Origin of the sequence: Marinithermus hydrothermalis DSM 14884, from assembly GCF_000195335.1 — a bacterium.
Classification (GTDB): Bacteria; Deinococcota; Deinococci; order Deinococcales; family Marinithermaceae; genus Marinithermus; species Marinithermus hydrothermalis.
The window spans coordinates 1,434,565-1,449,036 of record NC_015387.1; the positions used below are offsets into that span (position 1 = coordinate 1,434,565).

The following is a 14,472-nucleotide window of genomic DNA, read 5'->3' on the forward strand; positions in this document are numbered from 1 at the left end:
GAGGCTCCGGGCGCGGGGCTAGGGGTCAGGCCTTACCCCTCTGCAAGCACCCGCGTCTTGCGTTTGCGTGCGATGGCCGCCGCGACGAAAGCCGCAAAGGGCGGGCTCGGACGCATGGGCCGGCTTTTGAACTCGGGGTGGGACTGCAGCGCGAGGAAGAAGGGGTGGTCCGGCAGCTCGATCGCCTCCACCAACCCCTCGCCGCGCCCCTCCATGCCGGGCGTGACCCCCGAGACCACGAGCCCGGCCTGGGTGAGGCGGTCCACGAACGCCGGGTTCACCTCGTAACGGTGGCGGTGCCGCTCGCGCACCAACGGTTTGCCTTCGTACACCCGGGCTAGGAGCGTGTCCGGCTTGATCTGCATCGGCCAGTCGCCTAAGCGCATCGTGCCGCCCAAGTCCTCGACCTCGAGCTGCTCGGGCATCAGGTCGATCACGGGGTGCGGGGTGTAGGGGTCGAACTCGGTCGAGTTGGCCTTCTCCAGGCCCGCCACGTTCCGGGCGAACTCGATCACCGCGACCTGGAGGCCTAAGCAGATCCCCAGGTACGGCACGCCGTTCTCCCGGGCATACTGCGCGGCGCGCACCTTCCCCTCGATTCCGCGCACGCCGAACCCCCCGGGCACGAGGATCCCGTCCACGTCGCGGAAGGCCTCCTCAAGATCCCCATTCGCGAGCCCCTCTGCGTCTACCCACTTGATCTCGACGCGCGCTTGGTTCTTGAGCCCCCCGTGCTTGAGGGCCTCGAGGAGGGAGAGGTACGCGTCCGGCATCTGCACGTACTTCCCCGCGATGCCGATGCGGACGGTCTCTTCCGGCTCTTTGAGCACGCGCACCGCGTCCTGCCAGACCGAGAGGTTCGGCAGGACCTTCTCCAGGCCGAGCTTGCGCTCCACCGTCTTCCCCAGGCCCTGCTCCTCGAGGATCAGGGGAACCTCGTACAGGTGCTCCACGTCGTGGCTAGAGAAGACCTCGTCCGGGTGCACGTTCGTAAAGAGCGCGATCTTTTTGCGCACCTCGGGGGGCAAGGGGCGTTCGGAGCGCACCACGATCACGTCCGGTTGGATCCCAACCCCGCGCAGGGTCGCGACCGAGTGCTGGGTGGGTTTGGTCTTGAACTCCTCGGAGGTCCGCAGGTACGGCACGAGGGTCAGGTGAATGTAGAGCGTGTCCTCCGGGCCCTCGTCGAAGCGGAACTGGCGGATGGCCTCGAGGAAGGGCAGGCTCTCGATATCCCCCACCGTGCCGCCCACCTCGACCACCACGATCTCCGCCTGCTGCGCCTCGGCGACCTGCCGGATGCGGCGTTTGATCTCGTCGGTGATGTGCGGGATGACCTGCACGGTCTGGGAGAGGTACTCGCCCCGCCGCTCCTTCTGGATCACCGAGAGGTAGACCTGGCCGGTGGTGATGTTGTTACCGCGGGAGAGGTCCCGATCCAGGAAGCGCTCGTAATGCCCGATGTCCAGATCGGTCTCGGCGCCGTCCGCGGTAACGAAGACCTCCCCGTGCTCATACGGGCGCATCGTCCCCGCGTCCACGTTGATGTACGGGTCGATCTTGACCGCGGTAACCCGGTACCCGCGCGCCCGAAGAATCGCTCCGAGCGACGAGGTCACGATGCCCTTCCCCAGAGAACTCACGACCCCGCCGGTAACGAAAATGTATTTCATGCCCCCAAAACCTCCGGGGCTCTAGCCTACCACGTCCGCCCCTCCCCCTACCGCCCCGGCGCACACGGTCTAGGCGGGTGGTATACTGCTACCGTCCCGGTTCTTCCCTAAGGCCAGATCGACCGCTTGGCGGATGAGCGCCTCCTGCGAGAGTTCGCCCCGGCTTACGTGCCGCTCCAACGGCTCCGGCCCCAAGAGCTTCCGGCTGATCTCCCGCACAGGCCACCCCTTACGCCCCAGTGCCCCAGCCGCGTCGATCAGCTTCAACAACCAGTCGCGCTTGGCCCTAAGGGCCGCGCTAGGGTCTTCCACGAGGCCGGCGTGCGCGCAGTACAGGCGGTGGGGCTTGAGCTCGAGCACCCGATCCAGGCTCTCGAGGAGCGCCTCGAGATCGAACTCCGGGGTCGCAAACCGGGCCCGGCGACCCAGGTACAGGTCCCCGGTGAAAATCAGTCCGGCCTCCGGGTCAAAAAGGGCCGTGTGGTCGGGGGTGTGGCCAGGCGTGGGGACGAGCCAAAACCCTGCGAACCGCGCCTCCGCCGTTTGTACGGGCGCAGAGTGGGGCCGCCCCCAGGTGAGGTGGCGGTAGAAGGGGATGCGCGCTTCGTGGATGCGTCGCACTCGCTGGGCGGTCTCCCGACCGGCGTACACCGGTACGCCTCGCCGCGTGAGGGCCTGGGCGCCGCCCGAGTGGTCCTCGTGCCAGTGGGTGAGGAAGGCCGCCTCGGCCTCGAGACGCGCGAGGCGGTGCGCTGTCCAGCGGCACCCGGTGTCGATCAACACCCCTTTGTACCGGTACACCCAGACCGTGTACCCCATCCGGCGGGAGAAGACGGTGCCCAGGCGTACCCCTTCAACCGTGCCCAAACGCCCCATCATTTTAACCGAGTATAACATTTTACTCGGTAAATCTTTTAGGGAAGGCTCGGCTTGGTTTACACCGTGCGTATGGCGTATGCTACTTGAGATAAAGAGGACCCGGGATCCCCCCGGCCCTCCTCAGGAGGTAGCATGTCGAACGCAAACCTTCGAGCCCACCTCATCACCTTCGGCTGCCAGATGAACGAGTACGACACCCACCTGGTGCAAAGCGAGCTCGCGAGCCTAGGTGCGGAGTTCGTGGACACGATCCAGGACGCTAACTTCGTCCTGGTGAACACCTGCGCGGTGCGCGGCAAACCCGTGGAAAAGGTCAAGAGCCTGCTCGGAAAGCTGCGCAAGGAAAAGGAACGCCGCCCCCTCCTCGTGGGCATGATGGGCTGCGTGGCGCAGCTCGAGGAAGGCCAGGAGATCGCGAAGAAGTTCGACGTGGACATCCTCCTGGGCCCCGGCGCCATCACCCAAATCGCCAAGGCGCTGGAAAGCCACGACAAGTTCTGGGACCTGACCTTCCGGGACGAGGTGAACACCTACGTCCCCCCGCCCCCCAAAGGCACGCTCTCCGCGTTCGTGAGCATCATCCGGGGGTGCAACCACCACTGCACCTACTGCATCGTCCCCAAGACCCGCGGCCCTGAGGTCAGCCGCCACCCCGACCTGATCCTGGAGGAAATCGAACGCCTTAAGGCGGCCGGGGTCCTCGAGGTCACGCTGCTCGGCCAGAACGTGAACTCCTACGGGAAGGACCAGCCCGGCTACCCCTCGTTCGCGGAGTTGTTACGAATGGTCGGGCAGATCGGGATTCCCCGCATCAAGTTCACCACCAGCCACCCGGTAAACTTCACCGACGATATCATCCAGGCCATCGCGGAGACCCCCCAGGTGTGCCGCTACATCCACCTCCCGGTCCAGTCCGGCTCGAACCGGGTGCTGCGCCGCATGGGCCGCGAGTACCGGCGCGAATGGTACCTGGATCGCGTCCGCGCGATCAAAGAGGCCCTGCCGGACGTGGTGCTCTCCACCGACATCATCGTGGGCTTTCCCGGAGAGACCGAGGCGGACTTCGAGGAGACCCTTACCCTGTACGACGAGGTGGGGTACGATCACGCCTACATGTTCATCTACTCGCCGCGGCCCGGCACCCCGAGCGCGCGGCACTTCCAGGACCTGCCCCGCGAGGTGAAGGTCGCGCGGCTCCAGCGTCTCATCGAAAAGCAAAAGGAGTGGAGCTACCGCAAGAACAAACGCTGGGAAGGCCGGGTCGTGGAGGTGCTGGTGCGCGGCACGGCTAAAGAAGACGGGTACGCCGAGGGGCACGACCGCGGCAACCATCCGGTCCTTGTCCCCGCCGCGCAAGCCCCCGAGCCGGGCTTGTACCAGGTCGAGATCAAACAGGCCACCCCCCACCTGCTCTACGGCGAGGTGGTCGGCAGCACCGCCCCCACCACGATCCCGCTCACGGTGATGTGAGATGCAAGGCGTGATCCTCGCTGCATCCGCCGCTATGCTGGGATTCGCGACCCTCTGGTTCACGAGCGCGAACCTCTGGGCCTCCCTCGGGATCGGGCTAGCGCTCGCGGGGCTGGTCCTGCGCTGGCACCAGCGCCTCGTGCGCCAAGGCCTACCCCCAAACGCCCGAGAGCGCCTCGCGATGCGCCTCGCGTGGCGGCGTGGCGGGCGCATCACCGTCGACGAGCTCGCCCAAGCCGGCCTGAACCCCCACGAGGCCCGTGCTACCCTCGAGGCGCTCTGCGCCCGCGGGCTCTGCCGAGCGGACGGGGACGGGTACCGCTTCTACAACGACCCCACCGCCCGGTAGGAGGTCTGCGGCAATGGCCGACGCGATCGTGGTAGGGGCCGGCATCGCAGGCCTAGCTGCAGCGGACGCTCTCCAACGCAAAGGGCTTCGCGTCACGGTCGTCAGCCCCACCCTCGGCGAGGCCAGCCGCGTCCCGGTCGCGCTCGTGAACCCGGTGCGCGGCCGCAGGGGCGCGATCGCGCCTGAAGCGGAAACGGCCCTCGAGGCCGCCTGGCGCTTCTACCCGCGCTTCGTGCCCGTGCACCCGGGCCTCCGACGTCCCGTGCCCCCTGAGGCCCAAGCCCGGTGGGACGCTCGGCTGCGCGAACGCGCCGTAGCGTACCGCTGGGAAGGCTCCACCCTGTACCTACCGGAGGCCTTCTGGCTCGAGCCGCGAGCGCTCCTCGCTCGGCTCGCGGCGGGGCTCGAGGTGATCCGGGACCGGGTGGTGGCGGGAGCGGCTGGGCGCGTGCGGCTCGCCAGCGGGCGGGAGCTCGCCGCCCCCCTCATCGTGTACACGACCGGCGCGTCCGGCGCGGCCCTCACCGGCCTTGGGGGGCGGTTCACGGCGGGCAGCTTACTCCTCACGCATCAACGCTTCCCTGAAGCCCGCTCGTGGGGCGTGTTCGCCGCAGGGTGCGCGCTGGGCGGAAGCTACCGTCCCCACACCGACCGGTACGCGCCCCACACCCCCACCCACGGCGAGGTCGCCTGGATTCTTGCGCAAGCCGAGGCGCTGCTCGGGTTCCGCCCCACCCCCGTCGGCGTGTGGGGCGGCGTGCGGTACCGGTTGGACGGCCTGCACCTACGAGAAATTCCCGGTAAGGGCTGGGCCCTCACCGGGTTCGGTTCCACGGGGTTTCTCTACGCGCCCTTGTGGGCCGAGCGGCTCGCAGCGCGCCTCTAGACGCCCGGTTGCGCGCCCGGCCGTTCCGCCTCAGCCGGCAGTACCAGGGGTTTCGGCAAAAGCACCCGCCCCAGAACCTCCCCGACCTCCTCCACCAGCGTGATCTCGAGCTCTCCCCGGATCTCCTCCGGGATCTCCTCGAGCTCCGCCGCGTTCTCACGCGGGAGGATCACCTTGCGGATCCCAGCCTGGTGCGCGGCGAGGAGTTTTTCCTTCAATCCCCCGATCGCGAGGATCTTCCCGCGGAGCGTCACCTCCCCCGTCATGGCGACATCCATCCGCACCGGCCGGCCGGTAACCGCCGAGGCGATGGCCGTTGCGATCGTGATGCCCGCAGACGGCCCGTCCTTAGGCGTCGCGCCCTCCGGCACGTGCACGTGGATGTCCCACTTCGTGTGGAAATCCTCCGGCAATCCCCAAGCGTCCGCGTGCGCGCGGAGGTACGTAAGGGCAGCCTGGGCCGACTCCTTCATGACCTCCCCCAGGTTCCCCGTAAGGTTCAGCTTGCCCGTCCCCAGCACGGCCACGGCCTCGACCGTGAGGAGCTTCCCCCCCACCGGGGTCCAGGCCAGCCCCTGCGCCGCCCCCACCTGGGGCTCAGCCTCCATCCGGTCCGGCCGGTGCTTGGGCACGCCCAGGTAAGCCTGGATGTCGGCCGCGTCCACGGTCCGCACCCCCTCCCAGGGCTCCTCGAGGAACTGCTTGGCCGCCCGGCGGGCAAGCTTGCTCAGCTCGCGCTCGAGGTTCCGCACCCCGGCCTCCTCGGTGTACTCCGCGATCACCCGGTCCAACGCCGCGTCCGTCAGCTCGATGCGGTCCGCCATTCCCGTGGCCTTAAGCTGCCGCGGCCAGAGGAAGTACCGGGCGATCTTCTTCTTCTCGTGCGCGGTGTAGCCGGGAATCTCGATCACTTCCATGCGGTCCAAGAGGGGCCGCGGGATGGTGGAGAGGGTGTTCGCGGTGGTGATGAAGAAAACCTTGGAGAGGTCGTAGGGCACCTCGAGGTAATGATCCTGAAAGGCGTGGTTCTGCTCCGGGTCAAGGACCTCGAGCAGCGCCGAGGCCGGGTCGCCCCGCCAGTCGGAGGAGAGCTTGTCCACCTCGTCCAGCAAGAAGACCGGGTTGATCACTCCCGCGGTCTTCATTCCCTGGATGATCTTGCCGGGCAACGCCCCGATGTAGGTGCGCCGGTGCCCCCGGATCTCAGCCTCGTCCCGCACACCACCCAGCGAGATGCGCACGAACGCGCGGTTCATGCTGCGGGCGACGGACCGCCCCAGCGAGGTCTTCCCCACGCCGGGCGGCCCCACGAGGCACAGGATCGGCGCGCGGCTCCGCTCTTCCGTTTCCTGCGTGAGCTGGCGCACCGCGAGGAACTCGAGAATCCGTTCCTTGACCTCCTCGAGGCCGTAATGGTCCTCATCCAGGATCTTGCGCGTGTGGTTGATGTCCAGAACCTCTTCCCGGGCCTCGCTCCACGGCACGTCCAACAACCAGTCGAGGTAGGTGCGCACCACGGTAGCCTCGGGGCTCCCGGGTTGCATGCGCTCGAGGCGGCGGAGCTCTTTCAGGGCTTTCTCCTTCACCGCCTCCGGCATGCCTTTGGCCTCGATGCGCTCCCGCAGCTCGTCCACCTCCGCGAGCAGGTCCTCCCCACCCCCCAGCTCGCGCTGGATGGCCTTCATCTGCTCGCGCAGGTAGTACTCCCGCTGGTTCTGGTCCATCTGCTCCTTGACTCGAGCGGCGATCTTCTTGTCGATCTCGAAGCGCTCGAGGTCCCGCGTCAGGTAGCCGAGGACGAGCTTCAGGCGTTCCTCGAGGGCTTGGACCTCGAGGACCTTGATCTTGTCCTCGACGCTCCAGGTGGCGTGCTGGGTCACCATGCCCACCAGGACCACGGGGTCTAGCGTGCTCTGGATCGCCTCGATCTGGTATCGGTCCAGCCGGAGGTTCTTGTTGGCAGCGACGTAACGCTCGAAGGCTTCCTTAACCTCCTGCATCAGCACGCGGACCACCGCGTCGTCGTAGTGGGAGGGTTCGGCCAACACCTCGCCCCGCGCGCGCAGGTACGGAGCAGGCACGTAATCCAGGATCCGCACGCGGTTCTTGGCCTCCACCAGGACCTGCAGCGTGCCGTCCGGCAACCGCATGACCTGCTTGATCGCGGCCAGCACCCCGTGGGCGTACAGGTCACTCCCCAACGGATCGTCCACCTCGGGATCGCGTTGCGTCACCAGAAATAAGAACCGATCCGCGGCCATGGCCTCCTCGATCGCGCGTTTGGACTTCGCGCGCCCCACGTCGACCGGTGAGGTCACGTGAGGGAGGATGACCGTGTTCCGCAAGGGGATGACCGGCAATTCAAGTTGCATGTTGCCTCCTAAACCGATTCTACCCACCCTTGTTTAAGGCAAAGGGTCTTCAAGCGCACACACCCCTCGGGTCACGGGGTTCTACGAGGCCTGGTGCAGCCGCGCCGCCTCCAACGCCGCCAAGGGGCGATCCAGGTGCTCCCGGTCAAACACGATCACTTTCACCCCGGACCCCGGCGCTTCGTACATCAACTCCACCATGGCCTTCTCGATCACCGCACGCAACCCGCGGGCTCCCGTACCGCGCTTCATCGCGCGGCGCGCGATCTCCCGCAACGCCTCCTCGGTGAACTCCAGCCGCACCCCTTCCATGCGGAAGAGCTCCTGGTACTGCTTGATCAAGGCGTTTTTGGGTTCGGTGAGGATGCGCACCAGCGCCTCCTCATCGAGCGGGTCCAGCTGCACGATGACCGGCACCCGCCCCACGAACTCAGGGATCAGGCCGAACTTCACCAGGTCCTCGGGAATCACCTCGGGCTTCTCGTCCTTCGCCTTGCGCGCCGCGAACCCGATGGGGCTCTCGTCCACGCGGCTTTTCACGATGGCCTCGAGTCCCTCAAACGCCCCCCCGAGGATGAAGAGGATGTTGCGCGTGTTGACCGGGATGAACTCCTGGTGCGGGTGCTTGCGCCCTCCCTGGGGCGGCACGTTAGCCACGGTGCCCTCGATGATCTTGAGGAGGGCCTGCTGCACCCCCTCGCCCGAGACGTCGCGGGTGATCGAGGGCCCCTCGGACTTGCGGGCGATCTTATCGATCTCGTCGATATAGATGATGCCGCGCTCCGCGGCCTCCACGTCAAAATCCGCGGCTTGCAGCAGCCGGAGCACGACGTTCTCCACGTCCTCCCCCACGTACCCCGCCTCGGTCAGGGTGGTGGCGTCGGCAATCGCGAACGGCACGTCGAGGAGGCGGGCCAGGGTCTCCGCCAACAGGGTTTTACCGGTTCCGGTCGGGCCGATCAGGAGAATGTTCGATTTTTGGATCTCGTCGACCAGGCCGTCCTTCTGCTGGGCGTACATCAGGCGCTTGTAGTGGTTGTACACCGCGACGGAAAGCGCCTTCTTCGCCTCCTCCTGGCCGATCACGTACTGGTCGAGGTGCGCCTTGATCGCCTGGGGCTTCGGCAGGTGTCGCGGCCCGCGGTACCGGGCGCGCCCCTCCTCGTCGTAACTCATGAGGAGGTCGTACGCCCGCTCCACGCACTCGTTGCAGATGTAGGTATCCCCTCCCGGCGACTCCAAAAGGCGCTCCACCTCAGGGTGGGCGCGACCGCAGAAGTTGCAGGTGGGCTTACTCCGCTTCACGGCTCACCACCTGATCCACGATGCCGTACTCCTTAGCCATCTGGGCGTCCATCCAGAAGTTGCGGTCCGTGTCGCGCGTCACTTTTTCCAACGGTTGGCCCGTGTGCTGGGAGAGGATCTTGTTCAGGTTCTCCCGCATCTTCAGGATCTGCTCGGCCTCAATCGCGATGTCCGCAGCCTGGCCTCGAGCCCCACCCCAAGGCTGGTGAATCATCACGCGGGAGTGCGGCAACGCGTACCGCCGCCCCGGCTCCCCCGCAGCCAGGATCACCGCGGCCATGGAGGCCGCAAGCCCCACGCAGATCGTGGAGACCGGGGCCCGCACGTACTGCATGGTGTCGTAGATCGCGAGGCCCGCGTCCACCTCCCCGCCGGGGGAGTTGATGTAGAGCTTGATCTCCTGGTTGGGGTTCTGCGCCTCGAGGAACAGGATCTGGGCCACCACCGTATTCGCGACCTGGGTGTCGATCGGGGTGCCCAGGAAGATGATCCGGTCTTTCAAGAGGCGGGAGTAGATGTCGTAGACGCGTTCGCCTCGTGCGGTCTGCTCGATTACGTAAGGAACCACCATAGCCGACTCCTATTCTATCCCCTGCGCGGAGCCCAAAGGGAACGAAACCCGCATTTCACGGCGATACAAACCTGGCCCGGAACCGACGAGCGCGATTCCGGGCCGGAAAGAGCCCCCGCGTTACCCCAGGCGCTTCACGGCCTCCTCGAGCGCCTTCTCCCGCAGCAAGCCCAGCCGCTGCCGCTCCAGTTCCGTCGGCCCCACCGCCCGCTGGAACTCCGCAGGCGTCATGCCGTACGAGCGCGCCAGCGCCGCGAGGTGCTCCTTCCACTCCTCATCGGTCAGCTCCACCCCCAGGTCCTCCACGAGCTTTTCCAGCGCCAACCCCCGGCGCACGCGACGCTCGGCCTGTTGGCGGAGGTCCTGCTTGAACTCCTCGAGCTTACCTTCCTTCTCTAGGTCCTTCAGGTAGTCCCGAAGGGGCACGCCCCGCTGCGCAAGGTCCTCCTCCAAGTGGCGCAGGAGGTGGCGTTCCTCCTCCGCGATCATGGAAGGCGGAATCTCCACCTCGAGGGCCTGCGCGAGCTTATCCAAGAACTCGTCTTTCTTGGCCTGTGCGAACTCCCGGTCGGCCTGCCGCTCGAGGCTTTCCCGAACCTTACCTTTGAGCTCCTCCAGGTTCTCCGCTTCAGCGGTCTTGGCGAACTCGTCGTCCAGCTCCGGGAGGCGCACCTCCTTGACCTCGAGGATCCTCGTGCGGACCTCGCGGGTCACGTTCCCCTCTTCGTCCTTGATGGGCACCTGCACCTCATCCCCGGCCTTGGCGCCCATGAGGGCCTCCTTCACGTGCGGCTGTGCCCGCGTAAGATCCACCGGGAAGCGCGCGCCGTCCTCGGTCTCGATCACCACGTGGTCGCCCTCTCGCGCCTCCCGCTCCACCGTGACGATCTCGGCGTAGCGCTGACGCAAGCGCTCGAGCGCCTCAGCGACCATCTCCTCCGTGACCTCGACGCGCTTGGCCTCGAGGGCGAAGGACTGCCAGTCGGGCAGCGTCACCTCGGGGTAGTTCTCCACCTCAGCCACGTAGGTGAAGGGCTGCCCTTCCTCCACCGGGCTGGTCTCGTCCTCCACGATGCGGGCGCTTACCGGCAGGAGCTCGAGTTCCTTGACGGCCTCGGGATACGTGCGGTCCACCAACCGCTCGCGCGCCTCGGCCAGCAGGGCCTCCCGCCCAATCCGGGCCTCGATGACCTTGCGCGGCGCCTTGCCCGGACGGAATCCGGGGACGCGCACCCGTTTCGCATACTCCTTGACCACGGACTCGTAGGTGCGCGCGACCTCCTCCGCCGGCACTTCTACCTTGATTTTCACACGATACCCTTCGCGCTCCAGGATCTCCGCCATGCTACACCTCACAAACAGAAACGGCCCGACCCCTTTCCGGAAGCGGACTTAAGCCCTCGCGGCCCGGTTCACGTTCCGCCCCCCGTACGTCGTCGCGGCCGCGTTCTTCGGCCCACTGTGCCCACCAACGCCAGGGCACCTCCAGCGCACTGAGCATACTCCGAGCCCCTACCAGCGTCAACTCCAGCGCCCGTTTAGGGTCAAGGCCCGAGCGTGAAGCGGTACTGCCCCACCCGCACCCCGTTAAACAAGAAGTACACCTCCCACTCCCCAGCCTCGGCTCGAGCAAGAGCTGGACTGAGCTTGATGAACCAGTAGGTTCGGATGGGCCGACCAATCATGCCCGGCGTGACCTCGAAGACAAAAGCCTCCTCGCCCACCTCCCCGCTCGGCGCGAGCGTCAGCATCTCCAGCGGGTACCGGCCCACGTCCTCGGCACGAAACGCCCAGGTCAGGATCATCAGCACCGCCCTATCGCTCCCGCTAAACCGCTCGCGCGCTTCGCGGATCACGTAGGTGGAGAAGTCCTCCGGGTTCCAGTACGCTACCGGCACCCCGGCCTCCACTCGAGCGAGCGGCGGGGTCTCCGCCCAAGCCCCTCCCAGCAGGAGGGAAAGACCGGCCACAAGCACAGCGATCCCCGTTCGCTTCGCGTAGCGCGTCCCTACCACGCCCCAAGCCTACCCGGGGGCGGCTTCACCACAAGGTGACGTACCCCCCAAGGCCCAACCGTGCCCCGGTTGCGCGGCGTTAGAAACAGGAGAAGCGGCCCGGGCGCCTGGTGCGAGGAGCGGGACTTGAACCCGCACGGGTTTCCCCACCAGATCCTAAGTCTGGCGCGTCTACCAATTCCGCCATCCTCGCGCGCCGCGCCGGGCCGCTTTTCTCAAGAATACCACCCCGCGCGGGGTGGCTAATCTGGGGTGAGCGATGGGACTTGAACCCACGACCCCCGGTTCCACAGACCGGTGCTCTAACCAGCTGAGCTACGCTCACCACGCCCAGCACCCGCCATTTTAGAGGCTCACCCCCAATGCGTCAAGCGCCCCGCGCTCGAATACACTAAGGAGGAGGGCTAGACGCCCAAAGTAAGTGCAAAGACCCGAAACCGGAGGTAGCGTGGCGCGGTTAGCCCTAATCCTACACCACCATCAACCCTATGGCGCGCCATCCAGCACATACGCGGCCGCCTACGAATCGACGTACCGACCCATCCTCGAGGTGATCGAACGTACCCCCCAAGTCCACGTCCTCCTACACTACAGCGGCAGCCTGCTCGACTGGCTCGAGGCTCACCACCCCGAGTTCCTCGAGCGCGTCGCGCAGCTGGCCGCCCAAAACCGCGTGGAGGTACTCGGGGGCGCGCTGTACGAGGCGGTGCTACCGCTTTTACCCGAGCGGGACGTGGAAGGTCAGCTGGAGGACATGGCCGAACGCGTCGAGGAGGTCTTCGGGGTGGAGGCACTCGGCGCGTGGCTGCCCGAGCGGGTGTGGGAGCCCTGCCTGGCGCGCGCCTTGACCGCGGCCGGGTACCGCTATACCCTGCTCGACGAGCTGGCCTTTACCGCGGCCGGCCTCCCCCCTCAGGCCCGCGTCGCCCCGGTCATCACCGGGCACGACACGCACCTCCTGCGCGTCTACCCCATCACTCAGGCCCTCAGCGCCGCCCTGTGCGGATCCACCTCCCTTCCCGAGTTGCCTCCAGAAGGGTTGTGGGTTGCGGCGGTCCCCGCCGAGTCCGTGCGTTGTATCCAGCGCCTCGAGCGCACCCTGCGCGAGGCTTTGGATAGTGGGCACACGTGGGTGCTCTTGCGGGAGACCCTGCACGCGCCGGCCGTCCGCGCCTACCTGCCCGCCGCGGCGCATCTCGAGCTGGAGCGCCAGGCCCTCCCCCCAGAAACCCAAGCGCGTTGGCTACAGTGTAGAGAGTTGCTAGGAGAAGCGGCGACCGGGGTGATGCGCGGCGCGCCCTTCCATAACTTCCTCTCCCGATACCCACAAGCGCTTGACCTTTGGGCCAAGATGCGGTACGTCTCCGAAAAGGTAGAGGAAACCAAACGCCCTCCGGAGGAGGCCTACCGCGCCTTGTACCGCGCTCAGGCCGCCGACGCTTTCTGGCCGGCGGCCTCCGGGGGCGTCTACCGACCGGAGATCCGGATCGCTGCCTGGCGCGCTTTGATCGAGGCGGAGAACGCCTGCGAACCCCGGAAGTACGCCTGGCTCGAGATCGAGCAGGAGGACATCGATCAGGACGGGGAGGCCGAGATCATCGCGGAAAGCCACACGCTTAACCTGTACTTCCGCCCTCGCGACGGGGGCAGTTTGTTCGCCCTGGACGTTCGCGAAGTGGCTTGGCCCCTCCTCGCAGCGATGGTTCAACCCCCCGAACCGCAGATCCCCGCGCCGGGCCTTCCCACCCGCAGCCTGTTCGACTTCGTCTGGCCGGACACGACCGACCTCGAGGCCTTCCTCTCCGGAGACAGCACCTCGCTAGCGGGGTTTCACGAAACCGCATTCCAGGCCGCCAAGTACCGTGACCGCATCACCCTGAGCGCCGAGTGCACCTTCCAAACCCCGGAGGGAACGCCGGTACAGCTAGGGTTGCGGAAAACGGTTCGGGTCCTGCACCGCGACGAAACCATCGCGTTTGAGTGGCGCCTTGCGAATCTGTGCGCCCTGGAGTTCCACGGGCTTTACGCAACGAACCTGCACTTCGCCGCGCCCACCCCCGCCACGGTCGCGCTCGAGGTGGATGGGGCCGCCCGCCCGGTCGAAACGCCGTGGGTAGCGCACGACGCGACCCGCGCCTGCTGGCGGAACGCGGCCGTGCCCCTCGAGGCCTGCCTGGAGTTCGGCTCCCGGCCCGCCGCGCTTTGGCACTACCCCATCCAGGCGCGTGCGCCGCAGCAAAAAGCCGCGTGGTTCCAGGGGTTCGGCTGGATGCTGGTCTTCCCGCTGAGCTTATCGGCCAACCGCAGCCGCCGGTTCCGCGTCACGCTCCGGTTGCGCCATGGGTAGCCCCGTTCGTTTCCTTTTCCAGCTACAAGCCACGCTGCTGCTCGTGGGGCTCGTGTGGATGGGGCTCGGGGGATACGCCCTTGTCGCACGCCCGGATCCCTTTCGGGACACGGTCGCCTTCCTGGCGCTGTTCGGCGCGCTCGTGGGCCTCGAAGGCGTGTTTCGCCGGGCCTTTCCGCGATCTTTGGACCAGGCGGAAGGCATGCTGCGCCAGCTAGGGCGCGCCCTTCGGCGGCTCGGGTTTGGGCATACACACGGGCTTGCCCTGGCGCTGCTCAGCGGCACCGCGGAGGAGGTGTTCTTCCGAGGAGGGCTGCAAAACCTTTTATTAGGCTTCCTTCCGGGAGGGAGCGCTATTCTCCTGCAAGCCGGGGTCTTCGCCGCGCTTCACCCGGTTTCCGATCGACGCGCCTGGGCGTACCCGGTCTGGACGTTCCTCGCCGGCGTGCTGTTTGGGGTGACGTACGCGGTGACAGGCAGCCTCATCCCGGGGATCCTGGCGCATTATTTGTATAACGCCAAGGGGTTTTACGCCATGCTGGACTCGTCCCACCCTGATCCGCATTGATCCTCGTTCAATCAAGCACTAAGGCGCGTTTTTGGTA

12 protein-coding genes and 2 tRNA genes are annotated in these 14,472 nt (G+C 66.7%); 5 read left to right on the forward strand and 9 right to left on the reverse strand.

Translation table 11 applies throughout. The annotated features are described in order from the left end of the window. Positions 1–32: 32 nt before the first annotated feature. Positions 33–1,673 carry a CTP synthase gene (locus tag MARKY_RS07165; RefSeq protein ID WP_013704208.1) on the reverse strand — a complete coding sequence of 547 codons (1,641 nt, stop codon included), beginning with the start codon at positions 1,671–1,673 and terminating at the stop codon, positions 33–35. Positions 1,674–1,742: 69 nt separating this feature from the next. After that, entirely contained in the window at positions 1,743–2,552 is an 810-nt protein-coding gene (locus tag MARKY_RS07170) for an MBL fold metallo-hydrolase (protein WP_013704209.1), read from the reverse strand. A 132-nt stretch (positions 2,553–2,684) separates the two neighbouring features. On the opposite strand from MARKY_RS07170, the gene miaB reads away from it, so the two are divergent. The 3 genes from miaB to MARKY_RS07185 are packed head-to-tail and all read left to right on the forward strand — an operon-like array spanning position 2,685 to position 5,257. Then, positions 2,685–4,022, forward strand: a complete 1,338-nt coding sequence (miaB, locus tag MARKY_RS07175) for a tRNA (N6-isopentenyl adenosine(37)-C2)-methylthiotransferase MiaB (RefSeq protein ID WP_013704210.1) — start codon at positions 2,685–2,687, stop codon at positions 4,020–4,022. Positions 4,023–4,032: 10 nt separating this feature from the next. After that, positions 4,033–4,371, forward strand: a complete 339-nt coding sequence (locus MARKY_RS07180; protein WP_148230412.1) for a protein BatD — start codon at positions 4,033–4,035, stop codon at positions 4,369–4,371. Between the two features lie 13 nt (positions 4,372–4,384). Then, complete coding sequence (locus MARKY_RS07185; protein WP_013704212.1) at positions 4,385–5,257, forward strand: FAD-dependent oxidoreductase; 873 nt, start codon at positions 4,385–4,387, stop codon at positions 5,255–5,257. Here MARKY_RS07185 and lon read toward each other — a convergent pair. From lon to MARKY_RS07220, 7 genes are all read right to left on the reverse strand, one after another. Then, a complete protein-coding gene (gene lon, locus MARKY_RS07190) occupies positions 5,254–7,629 on the reverse strand; it encodes an endopeptidase La (RefSeq protein WP_013704213.1) in 2,376 nt (791 codons plus the stop codon). The genes MARKY_RS07185 and lon overlap by 4 nt on opposite strands. A gap of 81 nt (positions 7,630–7,710) precedes the next feature. Then, on the reverse strand, positions 7,711–8,934 hold the full coding sequence (gene clpX, locus MARKY_RS07195) for an ATP-dependent Clp protease ATP-binding subunit ClpX (protein WP_013704214.1): 1,224 nt from the start codon (positions 8,932–8,934) through the stop codon (positions 7,711–7,713). Then, positions 8,921–9,505 (reverse strand): ATP-dependent Clp protease proteolytic subunit, encoded by a 585-nt coding sequence (locus MARKY_RS07200; protein WP_013704215.1) that lies wholly within the window; start codon positions 9,503–9,505, stop codon positions 8,921–8,923. The genes clpX and MARKY_RS07200 overlap by 14 nt, the downstream gene beginning before the upstream one ends. Positions 9,506–9,625: 120 nt before the next feature. After that, positions 9,626–10,849, reverse strand: coding sequence for a trigger factor (tig, locus tag MARKY_RS07205; protein WP_013704216.1), 1,224 nt, complete (start codon positions 10,847–10,849; stop codon positions 9,626–9,628). A 200-nt stretch (positions 10,850–11,049) separates the two neighbouring features. Further along, positions 11,050–11,520, reverse strand: coding sequence for a hypothetical protein (locus MARKY_RS07210; protein ID WP_013704217.1), 471 nt, complete (start codon positions 11,518–11,520; stop codon positions 11,050–11,052). A gap of 108 nt (positions 11,521–11,628) precedes the next feature. After that, a tRNA-Leu gene (locus MARKY_RS07215) sits at positions 11,629–11,713 on the reverse strand. 55 nt (positions 11,714–11,768) lie between these two features. After that, positions 11,769–11,845, reverse strand: a tRNA-His gene (locus MARKY_RS07220). Between the two features lie 123 nt (positions 11,846–11,968). On the opposite strand from MARKY_RS07220, the gene MARKY_RS07225 reads away from it, so the two are divergent. Next, entirely contained in the window at positions 11,969–13,867 is a 1,899-nt protein-coding gene (locus tag MARKY_RS07225) for an alpha-amylase/4-alpha-glucanotransferase domain-containing protein (protein ID WP_013704218.1), read from the forward strand. Continuing rightward, positions 13,860–14,435, forward strand: coding sequence for a CPBP family intramembrane glutamic endopeptidase (locus MARKY_RS07230; protein ID WP_013704219.1), 576 nt, complete (start codon positions 13,860–13,862; stop codon positions 14,433–14,435). Before MARKY_RS07225 ends, MARKY_RS07230 begins: the two co-directional genes overlap by 8 nt. Positions 14,436–14,472 lie beyond the last annotated feature (37 nt).

What these genes read in the sequence shown, in the direction of transcription:
- MARKY_RS07165 (WP_013704208.1), bottom strand. Translation starts at nt 1,673, where the DNA reads ATGAAATACATTTTCGTTACCGGCGGGGTCGTGAGTTCTCTGGGGAAG.
- MARKY_RS07170 (WP_013704209.1), bottom strand. Translation starts at nt 2,552, where the DNA reads ATGATGGGGCGTTTGGGCACGGTTGAAGGGGTACGCCTGGGCACCGTC.
- miaB (WP_013704210.1), top strand. Translation starts at nt 2,685, where the DNA reads ATGTCGAACGCAAACCTTCGAGCCCACCTCATCACCTTCGGCTGCCAG.
- MARKY_RS07185 (WP_013704212.1), top strand. Translation starts at nt 4,385, where the DNA reads ATGGCCGACGCGATCGTGGTAGGGGCCGGCATCGCAGGCCTAGCTGCA.
- lon (WP_013704213.1), bottom strand. Translation starts at nt 7,629, where the DNA reads ATGCAACTTGAATTGCCGGTCATCCCCTTGCGGAACACGGTCATCCTC.
- MARKY_RS07200 (WP_013704215.1), bottom strand. Translation starts at nt 9,505, where the DNA reads ATGGTGGTTCCTTACGTAATCGAGCAGACCGCACGAGGCGAACGCGTC.
- tig (WP_013704216.1), bottom strand. Translation starts at nt 10,849, where the DNA reads ATGGCGGAGATCCTGGAGCGCGAAGGGTATCGTGTGAAAATCAAGGTA.
- MARKY_RS07230 (WP_013704219.1), top strand. Translation starts at nt 13,860, where the DNA reads ATGGGTAGCCCCGTTCGTTTCCTTTTCCAGCTACAAGCCACGCTGCTG.